General features: G+C 27.1%; 26 protein-coding genes. 2 read left to right on the forward strand and 24 right to left on the reverse strand.

The annotated features are described in order from the left end of the window. Nucleotides 1-49 precede the first annotated feature (49 nt). The 5 genes from BN899_RS08140 to BN899_RS08160 all read right to left on the reverse strand — a co-directional run bounded on the left by BN899_RS08140 (nucleotide 50) and on the right by BN899_RS08160 (nucleotide 3,006). Complete coding sequence (locus BN899_RS08140) at nucleotides 50-304, reverse strand: Asp23/Gls24 family envelope stress response protein (protein WP_042274495.1); 255 nt, start codon at nucleotides 302-304, stop codon at nucleotides 50-52. Between the two features lie 204 nt (nucleotides 305-508). Next, nucleotides 509-790: a hypothetical protein gene (locus tag BN899_RS08145; RefSeq protein ID WP_042274497.1), complete on the reverse strand. Its 282-nt coding sequence runs from the start codon at nucleotides 788-790 to the stop codon at nucleotides 509-511. Between the two features lie 90 nt (nucleotides 791-880). After that, on the reverse strand, nucleotides 881-1,396 hold the full coding sequence (locus BN899_RS08150; protein ID WP_042274499.1) for a GNAT family N-acetyltransferase: 516 nt from the start codon (nucleotides 1,394-1,396) through the stop codon (nucleotides 881-883). Nucleotides 1,397-1,579: 183 nt separating this feature from the next. Further along, nucleotides 1,580-2,449, reverse strand: a complete 870-nt coding sequence (locus tag BN899_RS08155) for a hypothetical protein (RefSeq protein ID WP_042274501.1) — start codon at nucleotides 2,447-2,449, stop codon at nucleotides 1,580-1,582. A 335-nt stretch (nucleotides 2,450-2,784) separates the two neighbouring features. Next, nucleotides 2,785-3,006, reverse strand: coding sequence for a DUF4177 domain-containing protein (locus BN899_RS08160; RefSeq protein ID WP_042274504.1), 222 nt, complete (start codon nucleotides 3,004-3,006; stop codon nucleotides 2,785-2,787). A 208-nt stretch (nucleotides 3,007-3,214) separates the two neighbouring features. On the opposite strand from BN899_RS08160, the gene BN899_RS08165 reads away from it, so the two are divergent. After that, the gene (locus BN899_RS08165; protein WP_042274506.1) at nucleotides 3,215-3,637 is read left to right on the forward strand and encodes a hypothetical protein; all 423 of its coding nucleotides are present in this window, start codon (nucleotides 3,215-3,217) and stop codon (nucleotides 3,635-3,637) included. Between the two features lie 161 nt (nucleotides 3,638-3,798). On the opposite strand, the gene BN899_RS08170 is transcribed toward BN899_RS08165, so the two are convergent. The 5 genes from BN899_RS08170 to BN899_RS08190 form a co-directional block, all read right to left on the reverse strand. Then, entirely contained in the window at nucleotides 3,799-4,422 is a 624-nt protein-coding gene (locus BN899_RS08170) for a chloramphenicol acetyltransferase (RefSeq protein WP_042274509.1), read from the reverse strand. A 114-nt stretch (nucleotides 4,423-4,536) separates the two neighbouring features. Continuing rightward, nucleotides 4,537-4,782 carry an N-acetyltransferase gene (locus BN899_RS08175; protein ID WP_042274511.1) on the reverse strand — a complete coding sequence of 82 codons (246 nt, stop codon included), beginning with the start codon at nucleotides 4,780-4,782 and terminating at the stop codon, nucleotides 4,537-4,539. Then, nucleotides 4,783-5,052 (reverse strand): hypothetical protein, encoded by a 270-nt coding sequence (locus tag BN899_RS08180; protein WP_042274513.1) that lies wholly within the window; start codon nucleotides 5,050-5,052, stop codon nucleotides 4,783-4,785. It lies immediately after the preceding gene. A 149-nt stretch (nucleotides 5,053-5,201) separates the two neighbouring features. After that, the gene (locus BN899_RS08185; RefSeq protein WP_042274515.1) at nucleotides 5,202-5,594 is read right to left on the reverse strand and encodes a hypothetical protein; all 393 of its coding nucleotides are present in this window, start codon (nucleotides 5,592-5,594) and stop codon (nucleotides 5,202-5,204) included. A 301-nt stretch (nucleotides 5,595-5,895) separates the two neighbouring features. Further along, nucleotides 5,896-6,393: a zinc metalloprotease gene (locus BN899_RS08190; protein ID WP_042274517.1), complete on the reverse strand. Its 498-nt coding sequence runs from the start codon at nucleotides 6,391-6,393 to the stop codon at nucleotides 5,896-5,898. 320 nt (nucleotides 6,394-6,713) lie between these two features. On the opposite strand from BN899_RS08190, the gene BN899_RS08195 reads away from it, so the two are divergent. Continuing rightward, on the forward strand, nucleotides 6,714-7,907 hold the full coding sequence (locus tag BN899_RS08195; RefSeq protein ID WP_330362498.1) for a metal-dependent hydrolase family protein: 1,194 nt from the start codon (nucleotides 6,714-6,716) through the stop codon (nucleotides 7,905-7,907). Nucleotides 7,908-7,978: 71 nt separating this feature from the next. On the opposite strand, the gene BN899_RS08200 is transcribed toward BN899_RS08195, so the two are convergent. The 14 genes from BN899_RS08200 to BN899_RS08265 form a co-directional block, all read right to left on the reverse strand. Beyond that, nucleotides 7,979-8,293, reverse strand: a complete 315-nt coding sequence (locus tag BN899_RS08200; RefSeq protein ID WP_242824128.1) for an SdpI family protein — start codon at nucleotides 8,291-8,293, stop codon at nucleotides 7,979-7,981. A gap of 236 nt (nucleotides 8,294-8,529) precedes the next feature. Beyond that, a complete protein-coding gene (locus BN899_RS08205; RefSeq protein ID WP_042274523.1) occupies nucleotides 8,530-9,045 on the reverse strand; it encodes a VanZ family protein in 516 nt (171 codons plus the stop codon). A gap of 163 nt (nucleotides 9,046-9,208) precedes the next feature. Beyond that, nucleotides 9,209-10,051, reverse strand: a complete 843-nt coding sequence (locus BN899_RS08210) for a DUF3169 family protein (protein ID WP_042274525.1) — start codon at nucleotides 10,049-10,051, stop codon at nucleotides 9,209-9,211. Continuing rightward, nucleotides 10,044-10,259 (reverse strand): helix-turn-helix transcriptional regulator, encoded by a 216-nt coding sequence (locus BN899_RS08215; RefSeq protein WP_042274527.1) that lies wholly within the window; start codon nucleotides 10,257-10,259, stop codon nucleotides 10,044-10,046. Before BN899_RS08215 ends, BN899_RS08210 begins: the two co-directional genes overlap by 8 nt. A 194-nt stretch (nucleotides 10,260-10,453) precedes the next feature. Further along, nucleotides 10,454-10,882 (reverse strand): hypothetical protein, encoded by a 429-nt coding sequence (locus BN899_RS08220; protein ID WP_042274529.1) that lies wholly within the window; start codon nucleotides 10,880-10,882, stop codon nucleotides 10,454-10,456. A gap of 392 nt (nucleotides 10,883-11,274) precedes the next feature. Beyond that, complete coding sequence (locus BN899_RS08225; RefSeq protein ID WP_042274531.1) at nucleotides 11,275-12,291, reverse strand: 5-oxoprolinase subunit C family protein; 1,017 nt, start codon at nucleotides 12,289-12,291, stop codon at nucleotides 11,275-11,277. Beyond that, nucleotides 12,291-12,989, reverse strand: coding sequence for a 5-oxoprolinase subunit PxpB (pxpB, locus tag BN899_RS08230; RefSeq protein ID WP_042274533.1), 699 nt, complete (start codon nucleotides 12,987-12,989; stop codon nucleotides 12,291-12,293). Before pxpB ends, BN899_RS08225 begins: the two co-directional genes overlap by 1 nt. Before the next feature lie 10 nt (nucleotides 12,990-12,999). After that, a complete protein-coding gene (locus tag BN899_RS08235) occupies nucleotides 13,000-14,217 on the reverse strand; it encodes an NRAMP family divalent metal transporter (protein ID WP_042274535.1) in 1,218 nt (405 codons plus the stop codon). Beyond that, the gene (locus tag BN899_RS08240; protein WP_042274537.1) at nucleotides 14,210-14,998 is read right to left on the reverse strand and encodes a LamB/YcsF family protein; all 789 of its coding nucleotides are present in this window, start codon (nucleotides 14,996-14,998) and stop codon (nucleotides 14,210-14,212) included. The genes BN899_RS08235 and BN899_RS08240 overlap by 8 nt, the downstream gene beginning before the upstream one ends. Before the next feature lie 162 nt (nucleotides 14,999-15,160). Beyond that, nucleotides 15,161-15,340 (reverse strand): hypothetical protein, encoded by a 180-nt coding sequence (locus tag BN899_RS08245; protein WP_042274540.1) that lies wholly within the window; start codon nucleotides 15,338-15,340, stop codon nucleotides 15,161-15,163. Between the two features lie 86 nt (nucleotides 15,341-15,426). Next, a complete protein-coding gene (locus tag BN899_RS08250; protein ID WP_042274541.1) occupies nucleotides 15,427-16,239 on the reverse strand; it encodes a MerR family transcriptional regulator in 813 nt (270 codons plus the stop codon). A 120-nt stretch (nucleotides 16,240-16,359) separates the two neighbouring features. After that, on the reverse strand, nucleotides 16,360-17,028 hold the full coding sequence (locus tag BN899_RS08255; RefSeq protein WP_042274544.1) for a hypothetical protein: 669 nt from the start codon (nucleotides 17,026-17,028) through the stop codon (nucleotides 16,360-16,362). A gap of 103 nt (nucleotides 17,029-17,131) precedes the next feature. Continuing rightward, nucleotides 17,132-17,887, reverse strand: a complete 756-nt coding sequence (locus BN899_RS08260; protein ID WP_042274546.1) for an N-acetyltransferase — start codon at nucleotides 17,885-17,887, stop codon at nucleotides 17,132-17,134. After that, entirely contained in the window at nucleotides 17,868-18,524 is a 657-nt protein-coding gene (locus tag BN899_RS08265) for a GyrI-like domain-containing protein (protein ID WP_042274548.1), read from the reverse strand. The genes BN899_RS08260 and BN899_RS08265 overlap by 20 nt, the downstream gene beginning before the upstream one ends. Nucleotides 18,525-18,569 lie beyond the last annotated feature (45 nt).

Genomic DNA, 18,569 nt, shown 5'->3' on the forward strand with positions numbered 1-18,569 from the left:
TGCCCATTACTTCGCAATCTAATATTATAATCTTTTTTCGATTCAGTTTCTATTTATCTATCTTTCTATTTTTATAAAAGATTGATACAAATATTACCTCAACTATTAAAATTGAAATCATAATACAATTAGCAAATATTATAGTTGACTCATTATCTTCAAATAAACTATATTGCCAATTACTTCTTAGAAATTCATTTATAAACTCAACTATTAATCTAGATGAGAAAAATGCAATAATTATAGCTAATATCACTACCCCTATCCATTTAATGCCAATACTTATTTCCCTTGATTCATTCATCATATACTCTCCCTTTTCATAATATCCGTTACTTTTATAATAACATAATATAGAGTTTAGCATACGTTCTGTAATACTATAAGCAAGTTATACCAACTATACTATCTTATTTACCTATCTTTAAATATTATAGTATACTAAAAAATCCATCCAAGATAATTTATTGGATGGATTTTTTACTTCGCATTATATTAAATTTGAGAACTAATCTATATTATCTTTTCTTGACCTTTTATTAATAAATTTATTTAGTATATGAAATGTAAAATACATTATTAATATATTTAATATAAATCTATCTATATTAAATAACGTAGAGTTCATTATAGTAGATCCAGCATTGATTTCGGTATTATACATAGTAAAAAATCTATATGGATACCCATATTTAAATGCAAATCCATCTGATGACTGACCTGGAATAATATAAGCAGTTAATAAAGTTATTATAATTGACCAATTTAAAATTTTCCTATTAAAATTCATCTAATTCCCCTTAGTAAGTTGTATTCAATACAATTTCTCATAAGAATTTCTTCCCCTGTTTTTTGTTGTTATAATAGCCTAATTATTATATTAAAGTGTTTTTTCAAGTTCTAAACATCCATAGTTATCATCTGAAAATGAACCTTCTATATCTACCATAGTTAATAAGCTAAATCCGCATTTATTCCAAAATCTAATTCCATACCAATTTTTTAAAGATACAGAAATTCTTATACTTTTAAAATTTCTATCTTTAAAATAAGATGAAATACTATTTACTATACTATACCCATTTCCATTACAACGATTTTTACTAGCAATGTACATAAAACAAATGTATAATATTTCATCTGATGGAAATCCCTTATATAAAGTAATAAAACCAATTAATTCATTATTATCATATATTGATAACATTTCAAAATTATCTTTACTTCCATTAGGAGGTAAATCCCCTTTAGTTATACAATCTTTTGGACTAGTTATTTGATGATTTTTATCAAAGCTAAAATATTCACATACTTCACCATAAATATTATTCAAATCATTTAATTCACTAATGTCTGATGTTTTTAATACTATATTATCTTTTGTAATAATGTTCATAAATAATTTCTCCTTAAAACCCCTAAATATATATTTTACCATTAAAGTATAACTTCTTTATTTATATAAATAAAGACATTACTAGATTAATTATGTTGATATCACTATAATAATAAATGGTCACCTTTATTCAATCTAAAAGTGACCATTTCTATTACTATATCTAGTTTTCAGTATAATATTCTATTTCGCCTTCATTATATACAAAGTTAAATAAATCTTGATTATTTTTTTATCTTCTTTTGACTTATCCGTTGGATTTGCATTTAAATTCTCCATAATATAAATTTGCAAATTGAAATCCTTGTTAGTTGTAACCATATATATAGTATAATTTATTTTTTCATTCATTCCTAAATTTAGCTTAGCACTCATTATTTTATCATCTTTTACTTCTACATCAATATAGACACCATCATCTTGATTTTCAAATGTATATATACTTAATATTTCATCAAAATAATTATCTTCTCTCTTTTTATAATCTAGTTTTAACAGATTCACTATATCATCAATTTTTATTTTAGGATTAGTCTTCATACTATTTACCAAATCGAAGTATAAATTTACAAAATCACTTGTACCTTGTGATAAATTCAACCTTTTCATTATCTCTCTTTGAGATTCTACATTATCTGTAGATATACTTATATTACAACTGTTACCCATCTTAACCATTTTTTTTGATGTATCTTCTATGTTCTCTGTGTATGAAATACTTGAAACTTCTTTATTAGTTTCATTATATAATATTTCAACTTCATTTTTATCCGCATATATAAACGTATTACTTGAAAAATCGCTTACTTTAGGCTCCTCTCCAAACGTCTCTTTATAACTTTCCTTTTCTTCTTTTGAGTATGTTTGAAGTTCATATTCATACTCAAACTCTTTAAGTGCTTTCTTTGAGTCTTCTAATGAAATTTCTTTCACATCTTTATCTAATGATTGAACATAAAAATCTTCTAGACTAGCACTTTGATTTACAGCTTGTTTTTGACACCCTGTTATTGTAAAAAATGTTAAAGCCCCTATCATTATTATTTTTTTCATCTTTCCCCCATATATCTCTTTCTAATGTTATTTCTAACCATATTATGTAATATTAACACATTTATAGAACTTATTTAAAATTTCTTTTCTAACTCTATACCACTTCAAATTTCTAAATCCTTCGAAGAGATTATATTTTCTACATCTATTCATATTACTATTATACACAAGTTTTACACAGTTTTTAAATGGTTATAATTTCCTTGTAATTAAAAAATGACCTATAAAATAGGTCACTTCAAAAACTGTGCACAAAAGGTGCTTTTATGTATCTCTTTACTTAATTAAATATATATGAAAGTTATGTTTTTTGAACACTTGAAGTTATTTAAGGGCTAATTTATTTTTTTCTCAAACACAATTTGATAACAATATGCAGCATATACACCCGAAGCTGAAAAACCTGTGTTTTCATTTGCTGGAACAATAACCTGCTTTAATCTCCATCCATTTTTAGATTCTTCATGAATTATATTTTTACATTCTTCAAAAGTATCACCAGATTTAACTTTAAACCCTTTCTTTAATGGAACTTCTATAAATTTATACTCATACATATTAATCTCCCCTTTAACATGATCTATTTGTATCCTTTTGTGATAAATATATTACATTAAAGTATATTCTAGAACTAAAAAAGTTATGTTTTCGTGAACACGTCAAAATAGAGCCTCTATTTTAGCGAATACTTGTTATGATATAATTAAATTAATAGTTGATATATAGGGGTATTGAAGTATATTGGTAAGGGGGTCAGTGAATTTTATGTTATCATTACTAGTAGAATTATTTGTCCCAATATTGATATTGATATTAATATTGGCAGGTGTGGCATATTTAGGAGAATATTTATTAAAAAGAAAACTTAATCCAAATGAAGCATATCTAAGTGAAATAAAAGAATTAGAAGGCACGGACAGATTTAAGATATTAAATCAGATTAATTCAATCGCTTTATTTATAGTGTTTATTATTCCAAATTTTCATGGAGCTTTAGTTTTATTGTTGATAATATCAGTTATAATTGAAGCAATTCGTAGTAAATATAAATTGGACTATCTAAGTACTAAAATTGAAAATGATGATACACGAAAATACATATTATATAAGCTATGGTTGGAATATATTGTATTTATAGTAGCATTAAGTTACTCTTTGGTATACGATAATTTATTTTTCGGGACTTAAAGTACAAAATGATTTTTGCAACATATTCACATTGATTTAGATGAAAATATTAATAAAAAAATCCCAATAAATATTAGGACTTTTTTAAATATTATTCTGAAATAGTATAATGTATATAAAAAGTTATGTTTTATTAAACATGCTTAATCATTCTTTTCTATTTACAATTCATTAAGAAATTGTTGTAATCTTTCCATATACTTTCCAATATGAATACCGTCTAAAAGCATATGGTTAACTTGTATAGAATATGGTAATAAGATATTATCATCCTGACTAAAGTATTTTCCAAAAGATATCCTTGGAATAGAATCGTCCTTATCCATTACAATCTCATTTGATATACTAGTGAAAGATATCCAAGGAATACAAGAAAAATATATTAATTCATCTTGCTCAAAATCAGTTTCAGGAAAATACTCTATTTGGTTAATTGACATTTCTTTTGCATTATTTGAAAAATTAATAATACTATCCCCTAAGTCTAAAGTTACAATTTTAAACAAATCTTCATCAGGACTCATATCTGTAAAAGATGGTTGTAACTTATCATGAAGAATAATTTTTCCATCTCTAATCTTATAACGAAAATCTTCTATTTCATTCATTACATATGTAGATGCATAAATCATACTATAATAAAATGAAAGTTTATTTTTTTTTACAAATTTCAAAAAATTAGTCACATCAATATTTGAACATATATTAAATTGTGGATTATCTACTTTCTCAAAAAAATTGTAATGATTTTTTCTCTTCCAAGTATCGAAGTTAATATACTGCATACTTACCCCCTAATTAGTTCTTAAGTATTATTATAGAATAACTTAATAGTCTACACAATAAGATGTAATAGTTTTAGAGTCTCCACTAAAACAGATGTTTTTTGACACTTGAAATTATTTAAGGATTAATCTCAATATATCTAAATTATTCTCTTTATTTCCCATATTTATAGTTGTTGATTTTACCTGTTGATATCCTAATGAGTCCCAAAATTTTCTTCCTTTAATATTTTCTTCTACTAATCCTATTTGGAATGTATCAGCTCCTTGGCTTAAAGCATACTTTTTGATTTCTTCGTGGATTATTCTACCTAATTTTTTATTTCTTTCATTTGGTGAAAGTAAAAGTAAACCTATCATTCAAGTTCCATTGTTAGGATAGTTTTTAAATATATCTACCATACCAATTACTAACTCACACTTATTGTATACTCCAAGTGTTAATGAATCCTCCAATGTTTTTTTATCACTATATTTGAAAATATTGTCTATATCCTCATCAGTTGCACTTCTGCCACTACACATTATATGATAGTCCGAACATAAATCATATAGATGTTTAATTTCACTATGATTAAAAGACGTTATAGGCTTAATTAAATACTTATTATCTAATATAGCTTTTATCATACTATATTCCCCCTTTAGTTAATTAAAACATACAAATTATAATCAATTATCAATTTAATTATAGCAAAGCAGTAAAATAATAGAACATGTAGCTAAATATAAATAAAAATACTCCCAATACATCTTGGGACTATCTTTATTTATATTTATTATTCTGAAATAGTATAATCGCTATGCTTAGCAGTTCTATTAGCAATATAATATTTACCCTTTTCGTAAACTTTGCCTTTATAAGTTACATCATAAGCATACTTAACAAGTACAACATCAGAGAATTTACCTCTCAATGGTTTGCCATTAATCAAATAGATTTCACTAAAACTTGCTACCATATATGATTCTAAATCTCTTTTAGGTTTAAATTTATATAAATATTTCAAAGAACTTTTATCTATACTCTTACCTATCTCAACAGATCCTTGTATATCTTTTTCAGAAGAAACTTCATAAACATCATTGGAAACACTAAAAATAGAATCATTGTATCCAAATAGAGGTGTAGAAGGTTGTGCTATCTTAAATTTTACACCCCATTTTGTCATATTTGCTTAAATAATAAAATAATCATGCTCTTATTCACATTATAACCTATTTTTTTATTATTTATCACGAGTTCTCTAATCTCATTTTATTTAAAATCATCTTTAAAGTCTATTGAAATAAGCGCAACATAACAGGTCTACCTTCTTTGGACTTTTCTTTTAATTCATCTCATATTACTAATATATCTATTATCCATTTATAATAGTTTAATAAAAAGGTGTTTTTGATTTCATGTACAGTTTTAATGGTATTTTATTTGCTTTTATATATCTCTTTACTTAGTTAAATATTTTAATTACTTCAATTGCCCTTTTGCAAATGTTGCAATATTCTATAACCATCACTTGTGTACCCAATGTAAGGCTTATAGAAATACTTTATCGGCAAAATAGTTAATAAAAATTGAAATACACTAAATATAAACAACGCATTAAATGATACCATTAAAACGTATGGTAAACTTACATTTATTAGATAGATATATAATAAAACAGAAACTATTAGCGATGCTAGTGGACCTCCTAAAATCATAAAAACTACCTTAGCTCTATTATCTACTGGTGTCCAATTGACATAACCATATGCCACATCTACTAAAGACTTATATCCATTTAGATTAATTACCAATCTATTTAGTCTTATTTGCTTATTCAGATTGGAATTTCCTATATTAACAGTTACTTTATCCTTTGTAAATATCAATGCTGGAAGTGCATGACCTAATTCGTGAAGTATAGTTAATATAGGTGTAAAAACAATATAAACTAATGGATATACTACAAAATCTATAAAATCCATAAAATCCCCCCTAAAAATAAGTATGTAATTTTTTATTAAATTATCAAATAATTTATAATTTCTTAAATGTCCACTAAAACAGATATTTTCGTGAAAACTTATACCGTTGTACTATTATAGAGTCAATTTTCAAGCATTAATTTTCTATCATCTATATTATGATTAACTTGTTGTAATTTACACTAATAAGCAATATACTTTTAATATATAAATTAAGGTATTTATGTATTATATTAAGGGGGGAATCTATAATGAATAAAATTGCTTTTATAGGTGGTTTACTCATTGATGGTACTGGGAAAAATCCTATCAAAGACTCTTTGGTATTAGTAATCGATAAAAAAATTGAATACACTGGTCCTAAAAAGGATTTTGAAAGAGATTACATAAAGGTTGATATATCAGGAAAAACAATTATGCCTGGTCTTATAGATAGTCATCTACACTTCTCTGGCAATCTCTCAGACGATGATAGTGACTGGGTTTTAGACGATCCTATTCAAAAAACAGTTGTTGCAGTCCAACAAGCTCATGAATGTCTTGAACATGGTCTAACTACTGTTGGTGAGATTTCACGTTCAGGTTTACATATTCGTAATATGATTGAAGCGGGTATTATGCAAGGTCCTCGTATAGTAGGTACTGGTTTAGGATTTTCACGTACTTGTGGTCATGGTGATTCTCGCAAACTTCCTTTATGGTACAATGAACAATCACATCCATGGGCTGAACGTGTTGATGGACCTTGGGAACTTCGCAAAGCTGTTAGAACAAGATTAAGAGAAGGTCCTGATGCTATAAAAATTTGGTCAACAGGTGGTGGTATTTGGAGTGGGGATAAAAAACTTGACCAACACTATACACTTGAAGAGATTCAAGCTGTTGTTGATGAATGTAATATGGTACATATCCCTGTATGGTCACATGCTGAAGGATATGGAGGAGCACTTGATTCAGCTAAAGCTGGTGTTCATCTAATTATTCATGGTCAAACACTTAATGATGAATGCTTAAATATAATGGCAAAAAAAAATATTTACTTCTGCCCTACGATTCAATTTCTTAATGAATGGTTTAAAACATATGCTCCACCGTATATTCCAGAAGTACACGATCAATACCCAGGTGATACTGTTGCTGAAAAGGAATTGAATCGTGTTTATGCTAACCTTAGAAAAGCTAAGGAAAAAGGAATAGGATTAACTATTGGCTCTGACTCATTCTGTTCAAGCTTAACACCATATGGTATAACTACTATTGGAGAAATGTATTCATTTGTTGAAAAAGCAAATATTTCACCTATGGATACAATAATGGCTGCTACTAAAGTAGGGGCTGAAATGCTTAAAGTAGGAGATATTACAGGTACTTTAGAAAAAGGGAAATTTGCTGATATTTTAGTTATAAATGGAAATCCGCTAAAAAATATTCGTGCAATAGCTGTTGAAAATATGGATGTTATAATGAAAGAAGGAACTATTATAAAGAACTCTTTTATAAAAAGTACTTTCTAATATAAATAAAAATAGTCTTAGTAAGTATTATCACTTGCCAAGGCTATTTTATTTGCTATAACTTGTTTAGACTAATTGTTTACACCTCTATATTTATTAAACTTATGTAGATGAATTTCAGTTAAAACTATCGGTCCAAATAAAATTAATATTTCTGCTATGTAATAAGCTGTACTTGGAAGTTTTAAATTCATTAAATTAGTTAATCCAATAAAACTAATAGAAAATATGAGAGATATTGTACAAGTCTTATAAATATAGGTATTTGCTTCTTCCCAAGTTTCTTTATCTTTCATCGCAGAACCAATTTTATAACCTGCATGTATATTAGGATATTGTTTATAGTCATCATGTAAATACTTACAAATTGCACCCACAAAATACATAATTATCCCCAAAAGAATTATTACCATTCCCCATTTTCCTCCACTATAATCAGATTCATAATATATAACAATTGCTAATTTAATTATAGCAGAACTCTCTATTTTAAAATGTCCACTAAAACAAATATTTTTTGAACACTAAAAAAGAGCATTAAACGTTAATGCCCTTAGTCTTTAGTATATTAAAATCATCCGTCTAAAGTTAATTTCCCCTACAAATTGAAATTTATATAATTTTAATTCGCTAATATTAGTATTGATAAAAGACCTACTAATCCAACTGTAGCAATCGAGGCAAGTATATTAAATACTTTAATAGTTTTATTTTTAAATACTTTAGCGAATATATAAAATACTCCAATTCCCACTATTCCACCTAATGTATTACCTATAAGGTCTGTTATATCTGTCGCACCTATAGCAAAAATAAACTGTAAAACTTCAATTGATAAACTAACAAAAAAAGATAGCGAAATTTTTTTAATAAAAGACCATTTTGGATTTAGCATACATGTATATATACCAACAGGTACGAACACAAGTATATTGTTGATAATTTCATTAATATATATTTTTCCATTAGCAATAACAGACCCAGAAAAAGGAATTAAATTAATGCTCCTATTACCATGAATTGAATCAAGTGAAAAACCAAATAAAAAACTCATTTTAAATAAAAGAATCCATATTAATATGAAAAAATATACTGTAAATAAAATCATAGTTAAATTGCGTTGCTTTTTATCTTCCATAGTATCCTCCCTCTAACTAATTAACCCCTTAAATTTTCAATTTTATTATATCATAAAAAGTGTTCATTAAAATCGATGTTTTTTTGAACAATAAAAAGGAGCATTAAACGTTAATGCCCCTACAAATTAGAATTTATAGAACTCTTATTATATATATTTAACTCTACTTTACCTTTGAATATTTAATTGATTCCATACAATAAGAAATTATTTGAACTAGCCATATAATAATTACTATTATCATAGGCATTATACCAAAATCCCACAAATAATAACCTAAAAAACAAAATATCCAAAGTATAAGACATGTTCTAGATACATACCTATATGCTTTGTAAGCACTTTTAAATATGTTTAACTTTATAGATTCATCATATCTATCTACCCATTTTTTAGCAGAATCTCTATCGTATACACTACCTTTTAATAATGGATTAATTTCTTCTGTTAAATTAGTTATTTTAATTTGAATTAATATAGATGATATAAAACATAGTATAAACCCTATAATAAAACAATTAAATTGTATATTACTAAGCTCACCATTTATATTATAGAAAGGTTGTAACATAATACCTATTCCAAAAAAGAAAAGACCAAGGATCATATTTACAGAAATAAGTAGAATTAAATAAGATAAATTTTCTTCAATTTTATCTATACTATTGTCATCTTCATTTGCTTGTTTCCATAAATCATATCCTTTTCGTGAATTAGTGTATATTACTTTACTTACTATTATCACTAAGATCGAAAGAATAAGACTTGCAAATGGTGTAATTGTATCAAGTATATCTATTAATAAACTCGATACATTCTCCCCCAAAATTTGTTTTAAATTACCAGCTATAGTACCTAAAAAGTCTCCACCAAAAATTTTTATTAATTTAACGGCCATAATACCTAAAAAGAATCCACCAATTGCATAGAGCAATATTGAAATTACAATACTTTTGAAAGCTTTTTTATCTTCTTTCTCAATTTCATTCTTACTCTTATTATTCATTAACCTCATCCTCCTCATAACTAAAAATATCCTCTACACTTACATTGAAAATCTTTGCTATTTTTAATGCTAAAGTAACAGAAGGAGAATAGTCACCACGTTCAATTTGACTTATCGTTTGTCTAGATACTCCGACTAATATTCCCATTTCTGTCTGATTTACATTAATTCTAGCTCGATATTCTTTCAAGCGATTATTTAATGGCATGTAATTCCTCCTGACTATTTTCATTGGCGTTTTGACAATTATTATTGTCATAATTAACTGTAACTCATGACAACTATAGTTGTCAAGCTGTAAAGTTGATTAGTTTACAACTCTATTTGCATTAATTATAGCTAATCTACTCTACAAATAAGAATAGTCCCAATATGTATTGGGACTATTTTTTAGATCTATCATTATTTATCAATTCTATTAGCAATATAATATTTACCCTCTTCGTAAACTTTGCCTTTATAAGTTACATCATAAGCATACTTAATAAGCACAACATCAGATAATTTCCCTGTCAATGGTTTTTCGTTAAGCAAATAGATTTCACTATAATTTGCAACCATATATGATTCTAGTTCTCTTTTAGGATTGAATTTATAAAAATATTTCAAAGAATTTTTATCTATAGTATTATGAAGACAAATAACTCTTTGTATATCTTTTTCAGAAGAAACTTCATAAACATCATTTGAAACACTAAAAATAGAATCATTATATCTAAGTATAGGTGTAGAAGGTTGTGCTATCTTAAATCTTACACCCATTACAATTACCATTAAAATTATAGATACTATAATAATACATATCTTTTTAATATTCACTTTATTACCCATTTTGATTTACACCCCATTTTGTCATTTTTGCTTAAATAATAAAATTACCCTGTTCTTATTCACATTATAACCGATTTTTTTATTATTTATCACAAGTTCTCTAATCCCATTTTCTTTAAAATCATCTTCAAAGTCTATTGGTGCCATACCTTAAGGGTAATTTCTTATGTAATGGTAATTATAATACTTCTAATTACAGGTAAGATGAATAGTTTAATGCAGGGACTTACTTTTGGACTGTTTACTTCATTTAGAGATATCTGTTTTAAGGATACTTTTATAGAAAGTATTAAATAAATACATAATCTTAAATATGTTGTGAAGTAAAAAATAGCAACTTTAGTTAAATACTATATTTAACTAAAGTTGCTATTTCTAATGTAAAAATCACATTATTTAACTTCTTCTGCTATAACATCATAGTCAGTTCCATTTAAACAAATAACATATCTTTTCTTTTCTATAACTTCAAACTTTTTTAAGTTATTTTTTATCTCTTTAATATTATCTTCAAACTCTTTTAATAATCTATGAGATTCATAAATATCAACTTCTTTAAAACGTATCTTATCTCCTGGCTTTAGCTGCGACAACTTACATAAATCAACACTTATAACATTTCCAGCTTTAGTATATCCCCCAACAGTTTGTCTATCTGCCATCATTATTATAGGTTTACCATGACCAGGAACTTGTATTGCACCAAAGGCTATACCATCAGAAACTATATCTGCACCATTTAGATGTTTTATAGCTTCACCTTCTAGCCTATACCCCATTCTATCGCATTCATTGCTAAGAGTATATTCATTTGAGAAAAGCTTTAAAATTTCTTCCTCATCAAACATATTATCTTGAGGTCCTCTTATAACTCTAAGCTCTACGTTATTTTCATAGCTTTTTATATAATCTTTTTTAAGAGTAGATATATACTTTCCTTCACTTTTTCCTAGCTTAATATAATCGTCTTCTTTTAAAGCTCTACCTTCAAAGCCACCTATCTTAGCCTTTGTATAAGTAGACTTGCTTTCCATTACTAAAGGAACATCAATTCCACCTTCAAAAGCTATATAAGCTCTACAACCTTCAATTGCTCCACTAAAAGATAATGTTTCTCCTTTATTAATAACATAACTTCTCCACATATCTATTTTAACACCATTTAGCATTGGACCTAAATTTCCGCCAGTTATAGCAATAACAGTTTTTTCATCAAATGTTATAGTAGGTCCCATAACAAGAGTTTCTATACAGGCTTCATCTTCTTTATTTCCAACTAAAATATTAGCAACTCTCAAAGAAAACTCATCCATACTACCTGATGCTGATACTCCATATTGTTGATATCCAATTCTTGCTCCCCCTTGGATAAGGCTTAAAAGTCCTTTGTTTCTAACAGTAAATCCCATTAAATTTCACCTCCAACTTTAGAAGCTATACTATTAAACTCTGCCTTAGTTATAGGTTCAAATTTTACATAATCTCCTGCACTTAAAAGTATAGGACTTTCATTTGTAGGATCGTATAATTTTATTGGCGTTCTTCCAATTAACTGCCATCCACCAGGGCTATCTATTGGATAAACTCCTGTTTGCTTACCTGCAATTCCAACAGAACCTGCTGAAATTTTTACTCTCGGATTTTCAAGTCTTGGAGTTTCTATTCTTTCATCCATTCCTCCTAAATATGTAAATCCTGGAGTAAATCCTAGCATATATACTAAATATTCTCTTTCACTGTGAATTTTTATGACTTCTTCTATTGATATGTTATTATGATTTGCTACTGTTTCTATGTCTTCTCCGTATTCCCCTCCATAAAAGACAGGTATTTTTACAACATTTTTCTCAATTTTATCTACTGATTCTAAATTCTTTTCCAAAGATTTAATAGAATTTATAAACTCATCAAAGTCAACTTTTAATGGGTTGTAATTTATCATAAGAGACCTATAAGTTGGTACCATCTCATAAATTACATCCATCAAAGGCGAATTTTCAATAGTTTTCATTAACTGAATAACCTTTTTATTTATAGATTCATCTATAACATCTCCAAACTCAACTACTATAGACTTATCTCCTGCTAGTAAATACTTACTTTCCATGATTATCCCCCTAAACAAATAACGTAGTAATATCTTTTAAAGAAATTATTCCACCAACAGCAGTTACTATAACTACTACTATTCCTAAAATAAGTAACCACTTAGGATGTTTATAATCTCCAACTATTGACTCTTTTTTAGAAGCTATTAATATAACTCCTAAAGTTATTGGTAGTATTAATCCATTTAAAGACCCCGCTAAAATTAATAGACTAGCAGGTTTACCTACTAATGCCATTATTAAAGTAGATGCAAATATAAAAAGGATTATAAATTTATTTTCATGTTTATCTATAAATGGATGTAGAGTTTTTATAAATGAAACTGAAGTGTAAGCTGCTCCTATTACAGAAGTAATACTTGCACACCATAATACTAATCCAAAGAATTTATATCCTATATTCCCTGCACCATACTTAAATGCTGATGCTGCTGGATTTTCTGGGTCTAGGGTAAGTCCTTTTGAAACAACTGCAAATACAGCCAAAAATAAAAATATTCTGACTATAGTAGCTACACTTATTCCTAAAATTGATGATTTAGTTATATCTTTTAAATTTTCTTCTCCAGTTATTCCTGCATCAATTAATCTATGTCCACCTGCAAAAGTAATATATCCTCCAACACTTCCTCCTAAAAGAGTTATTATAGGAAATATTAAAGTAGATGGATTTTCTGGTATAAAAGTTCCCTTTGCAACTGCTACAAGGTCTGGCTTATTTATTACTGCAACATAGCCTACTACTATAATAACTACAATAGCTAAAAGTCTTGTTAATTTATCTATAACCGGTCCTGACTCTTTTATTAAAAATATAGCTATTGATATTAATCCACATGCAATAGTAGACATTGTTACATCAGCGTTAAACATAACGTTAACTCCAAGGGCTGCTCCACCTACGTTACCTATATTAAATGCAAGACCACCAATCCCAACTAAAATTGCTATAAAATAACCTAATCCTGGTAAAACTTTATTTGCAATATCCTGACCTCTAAGGCCTGAAACTCCAATAACGCTCCATACATTTAACTGTGCTCCTATAAAAAATATAGTAGTCATTAAAACAACAAATCCAAAATTAGCTCCATATTGATTTGTAAAAGTTGCAGTTTGAGTTAAAAATCCTGGACCTATTGCTGAGGTCGCCATTATGAAAGCTGCTCCCATAAGAGCTGTAATATTTTTTTTACTAGACTCGGATTTTGCAGTAGTTTTACCCATAAATTAATCCTCCATTTATAACTTCACTTATAGTAGCTATTTCAATTCCTTCTTTTTCTAAAGCTTCTCTTATACTTTTTACAAATTCAATAGCTTTTGGATTATCTCCATGAACACAAATAGAATCTGCCTTTATATTTATATCCCCTCCATTAATACTTTGAACTTTACCTTCTTTTACCATTCTTATTACTCTACTTATTGCTAGGTCCGAGTCATGTATAACAGAACCTTCTATCTTTCTTGAAACCAAAGTGCCATCACTGTTATATGCCCTATCTGCAAAAACTTCACTAGCAACTTTTAGTCCTACTTTTTCTCCACATTCTATCATCTTGCTACCTGCAAGGCCTAATAATATAATCTCTTTATCTACCTCATATATAGCCTCAGCTATTGCTATTGCTAGCTCTTCATCTTTTGCTGCCATATTATAAAGTGCTCCATGCGCTTTTAAATGTTTTACTTTTGTATTATTTGACTTTGCAAAAGCCATTAGTGAACCTAATTGATATTTCACATAAGCCTTAGCTTCCTTAGGTGTTACTTTCATTTCTCTTCTTCCAAATCCCATAAGGTCCATAAATCCAGGGTGAGCACCTATTGATACATTATTTTTCACTGCATTTTTCACAGTTTCCTCCATTTGTAATGGATCTCCTGCGTGCCATCCACAAGCTATGTTTGCTGAAGTTATATGTTTTAAAACTTCTTCATCCATACCTAGTTTGTAATTTCCAAAGCTTTCTCCTAAATCACTGTTTAAATCTACTTTGTACATTGTAAGCCCCCTTTTTTACATTTTTTGAAATCGTTTTCCTTTTTAGCGAAATTTCTATAAAAAGAATAAAGTATGACTAAATTAATCTAATTATAGTCATACTTTATTTATTTCTCTATTAGTTTTTAAATACCCTTTCAATAAATAAATTTAGTTAGTTTTTTAATATTCACATTCCTTACTTTTTACTTTTACCATATTTAATACTATTTGAATAAATACTGCTAATATTAATCCAAATCCTATTATCTCAACTATTCTTGCAACTTGATTATAGCTATACTTTAATTCTCCTACTAAGCACGTTCCCCATATAAATAATGATCCACTAGTTTGAATCAAATTTAATAAATTACATCTACTCTTTCTTAAGCAGAAAGATTGTATCTATTCTACGGTTTTACTTTTAAATAGATTATCCTATTTAATTATAAATTAGCTTCAACAGGTATTTGTATTTCAGTTAACCAATCTTTCTCATCTTCTTTATTCCAAATACCATCTATATATGATTCTCTTGGATTTCCTATTAATTTATATTTATTTTCTTTTATCCACTTAAATGCATATGAATAACTTTCTCCTAAACTTGAATATGGACCTTTATGTAATATACAAACTGCTTTTTCTACTTCATTTATAATTTTAAACGCTAAAATTTCACTATCTTCTTTTAAGCTTACTATTGATTCACATATCTCTACATCTATATTAGTTTCTTTATATTCTCCATCGTGGTAAATATTAAAACAATAGCTTGGAGATGCACATACACATCCTAGTCTTTCCATTTCTTTAGCCATTATATTTGGGCATAGATGAAAAAGTTCATCGTGGCTTTTTATTACTTTTCTCATTGATGCAACTTTAACCTCTGGTAGTGACTTAATAATTATATTTTTCATATTATCTTCTCCTTTTAAATTTGAAAGATAACTACGAAGTTTTAAAAGTTTATATTCTTCTTTTTTTATTGCATTTAATACTTCTATTTCTTTAGATTTTATTATTTCTTCAACTTTTTCAGGATTATCTATTGCTTCCTTTATTTCATTTAGGGATAATCCCATTTGTTTTAATGTTATTATTTTATGTAATTTTGGCAATTGCTCTGTTGTATAGTATCTATATTTTGTAGACTCATCTACATATTCTGGTTTTAATAAACCTATATCTTCGTAGTATCTTAATGTTTTTGTTGTTACCTTGTTAATTTTTGAAAATATTCCTATTGGAAACATCTTATCACCTGCGCATTTGATTTGATAATTTAATTTTAACCTTTACCCTAAGGTTAAAGTCAACTAAAAATAAAAAAGTATATCAGAATAATTATACTCCTTCTGATATACTCTTACTTTTTATTGCTTTAAATATATAATTACCAAACAAGCAAAGAACACTACAAATAATATTATCCTATACAGCCATCTACTTATCTTAAATGTCTTTTCACTTATATTGTAATTAATTAAATAATCTACAATACTAGGTGCAATAAATTTCTCTATAATAAAAATTGGTAGCACTATGTATATAAACATAATAGCCCAAAAGTTATCAAATAGATTATTAGGTAATCTAATCCCAAATGGTAAATCAACTATACCCATCATATAAAAAATATAAATAGGCAAATAAATATATGAATCTACTAGTTTACGATACTTATCATATCTTATAATATACTTTACAAAATAGTCTCTGTATAAAGATATAGATATACTGTCTAGAATATTTTCTTTGGGCATAAAATCAGAATTGTCTTTATACATATAAACTTCAACTAAGTACATAACAATATCTTCTGTATTATTATCATTATTTGATACATTGAGCTTAGGTATTTTTTTAGAAATTTTCTCTATTCTAAATGCTTTTTTATTTAGTATTTCATCAAGCTTATTCTCTATTATAGTTTCTAAATTATCATTTTTAGAAATATCTATCTTTATAAAAAAATTATCTTCATAATAAAGTATGTCATCATAATCATTTTTTACTATTATTCCTATAGTCTTTTTATCCATAAACTCCCTCCTATAATTGTCCGTTAGACTCTATACAATAATTATAAACGATTCTTGTATAAATATGGTGATATTACGAAGATATTCTGGTAAATATGTTTTATTAAATTTTGCTTAAAAGTATCTTTTCAAAGTTTTTATCATTTAATATCTCATGTGTTACAAATTCACCATTGTAATACAGACTATATGTAGTAAATGGTGTAATTGAGTTTTGTGATTCCTCTTTACTTTCGTATTTGATTACACGAAAATCAATTCCTTTTTCTTTTGCATAATCACTTATTATAGGCACATACTTAGAGGTGAATGGACATTGATTTGAATAGTACAATGTAAATCCGCTCTCCTTAATATTTTCTTTCTTTACTGTATCTTTAAACTTTGGGACACTATTATTTTCTTCAAATGGTAAGTATAATAATTCAAAGTATGGTTTTGTAGTATCAGCTAGTAAAAAACCTTTACTCTTTAAAAACTTGCCATCTGATAAATAAGGTCTCTTTTTATATGATGTTAATACAACTAATCCCTTCTTGCCTTTTTCTTTACTATCCTTTATACATTCATTTAATAATTTACTACCTATACCCTGACCCTTATATTTACCAGAAACCCAAAAACAGTTAATAAACATATATCCATCTGCATTAATAGGGCACCAAGCATTTTCAGCAGGTATGTATTCAATAAAAACTTTCCCTCTTACATCACCTTTTTTAAACACTATGTTGTCATCAAACCTATCTTTTAACCATGCTTTTTTTGATGATACTTGAAATTCTCCCTTTTTATCAGAAAGTGCACAACATATATGTTCTCTATCTATATTCTCAATATTAATATCTATTATCTTCACAAGAATCTTCTCCTTGTTTAGTTTCAACCATATATCTAAGTACCGTTTTTAATTTATCTTGAGATGTTTTTCTAAAGTCAGATATATAAATTTCTCTATGTGCTTTATTTTTTATATATAAATTATTATCTTCACAAAACTGCTTCATAATTTCAAAAGTCTTGTATTCATCATCAAATGGTCCTATATGCATCATTTGAACGCACATACCTTCATCTATTACTCCAAATTTAACTTCATCTAATAGATTGTTTGGATTTTTCTTTTTTGTCATGTCTAATGCCAATTGGAACAATTCATCTGTAACAAAATCTGGCTGTCTAATCATTATAGTATACACTAAGTTATTTTTATCGAAGTGTTCTTTTTTCCTTCCTTCTTCATCTAAATCCCAAATACCCTCTAAAGGATATACAACGTAGTCAAAATATCCACTTGGATTAATTCCCTTTTTAGGCATCATCTTTATTGCGTAGGATAATGAATATAGTGTTCCTACTGCTTTAGAGAATTCCTCGCTATTTGGATTTCCACTTCCTTTTATCATAATAAATTTAAAACTTTCCATGTTTACTACTTCAGGCTTAGTCTTTGGAATATAGTAATTCTTTTCTTTTTTTCTCCATTCATGCTTCATACTTAATCTCCTATTTCTTTTTTCTTAATTATATAAAATATAATA

Source organism: Faecalimicrobium dakarense, from assembly GCF_000499525.1.
GTDB classification, from domain to species: domain Bacteria; phylum Bacillota; class Clostridia; order Peptostreptococcales; family Peptostreptococcaceae; genus Faecalimicrobium; species Faecalimicrobium dakarense.

Bases quoted from the DNA above. Each gene is read 5' to 3' on its own strand.
- BN899_RS08235 (WP_042274535.1), bottom strand. From the start codon at position 14,217: ATGGGTAAAACTACTGCAAAATCCGAGTCTAGTAAAAAAAATATTACA.
- BN899_RS08165 (WP_042274506.1), top strand. From the start codon at position 3,215: ATGTTATCATTACTAGTAGAATTATTTGTCCCAATATTGATATTGATA.
- BN899_RS08250 (WP_042274541.1), bottom strand. From the start codon at position 16,239: ATGTTTCCAATAGGAATATTTTCAAAAATTAACAAGGTAACAACAAAA.
- BN899_RS08240 (WP_042274537.1), bottom strand. From the start codon at position 14,998: ATGTACAAAGTAGATTTAAACAGTGATTTAGGAGAAAGCTTTGGAAAT.
- BN899_RS08255 (WP_042274544.1), bottom strand. From the start codon at position 17,028: ATGGATAAAAAGACTATAGGAATAATAGTAAAAAATGATTATGATGAC.
- BN899_RS08210 (WP_042274525.1), bottom strand. From the start codon at position 10,051: ATGAATAATAAGAGTAAGAATGAAATTGAGAAAGAAGATAAAAAAGCT.
- BN899_RS08155 (WP_042274501.1), bottom strand. From the start codon at position 2,449: ATGAAAAAAATAATAATGATAGGGGCTTTAACATTTTTTACAATAACA.
- BN899_RS08265 (WP_042274548.1), bottom strand. From the start codon at position 18,524: ATGAAGCATGAATGGAGAAAAAAAGAAAAGAATTACTATATTCCAAAG.
- BN899_RS08215 (WP_042274527.1), bottom strand. From the start codon at position 10,259: ATGCCATTAAATAATCGCTTGAAAGAATATCGAGCTAGAATTAATGTA.
- BN899_RS08225 (WP_042274531.1), bottom strand. From the start codon at position 12,291: ATGGGATTTACTGTTAGAAACAAAGGACTTTTAAGCCTTATCCAAGGG.
- BN899_RS08200 (WP_242824128.1), bottom strand. From the start codon at position 8,293: ATGTATTTTGTGGGTGCAATTTGTAAGTATTTACATGATGACTATAAA.
- BN899_RS08205 (WP_042274523.1), bottom strand. From the start codon at position 9,045: ATGGAAGATAAAAAGCAACGCAATTTAACTATGATTTTATTTACAGTA.
- BN899_RS08170 (WP_042274509.1), bottom strand. From the start codon at position 4,422: ATGCAGTATATTAACTTCGATACTTGGAAGAGAAAAAATCATTACAAT.
- BN899_RS08160 (WP_042274504.1), bottom strand. From the start codon at position 3,006: ATGTATGAGTATAAATTTATAGAAGTTCCATTAAAGAAAGGGTTTAAA.
- BN899_RS08145 (WP_042274497.1), bottom strand. From the start codon at position 790: ATGAATTTTAATAGGAAAATTTTAAATTGGTCAATTATAATAACTTTA.
- BN899_RS08150 (WP_042274499.1), bottom strand. From the start codon at position 1,396: ATGAACATTATTACAAAAGATAATATAGTATTAAAAACATCAGACATT.
- BN899_RS08175 (WP_042274511.1), bottom strand. From the start codon at position 4,782: ATGATAGGTTTACTTTTACTTTCACCAAATGAAAGAAATAAAAAATTA.
- BN899_RS08185 (WP_042274515.1), bottom strand. From the start codon at position 5,594: ATGACAAAATGGGGTGTAAAATTTAAGATAGCACAACCTTCTACACCT.
- BN899_RS08190 (WP_042274517.1), bottom strand. From the start codon at position 6,393: ATGGATTTTATAGATTTTGTAGTATATCCATTAGTTTATATTGTTTTT.
- pxpB (WP_042274533.1), bottom strand. From the start codon at position 12,989: ATGGAAAGTAAGTATTTACTAGCAGGAGATAAGTCTATAGTAGTTGAG.
- BN899_RS08220 (WP_042274529.1), bottom strand. From the start codon at position 10,882: ATGGGTAATAAAGTGAATATTAAAAAGATATGTATTATTATAGTATCT.
- BN899_RS08180 (WP_042274513.1), bottom strand. From the start codon at position 5,052: ATGATAAAAGCTATATTAGATAATAAGTATTTAATTAAGCCTATAACG.
- BN899_RS08140 (WP_042274495.1), bottom strand. From the start codon at position 304: ATGAATGAATCAAGGGAAATAAGTATTGGCATTAAATGGATAGGGGTA.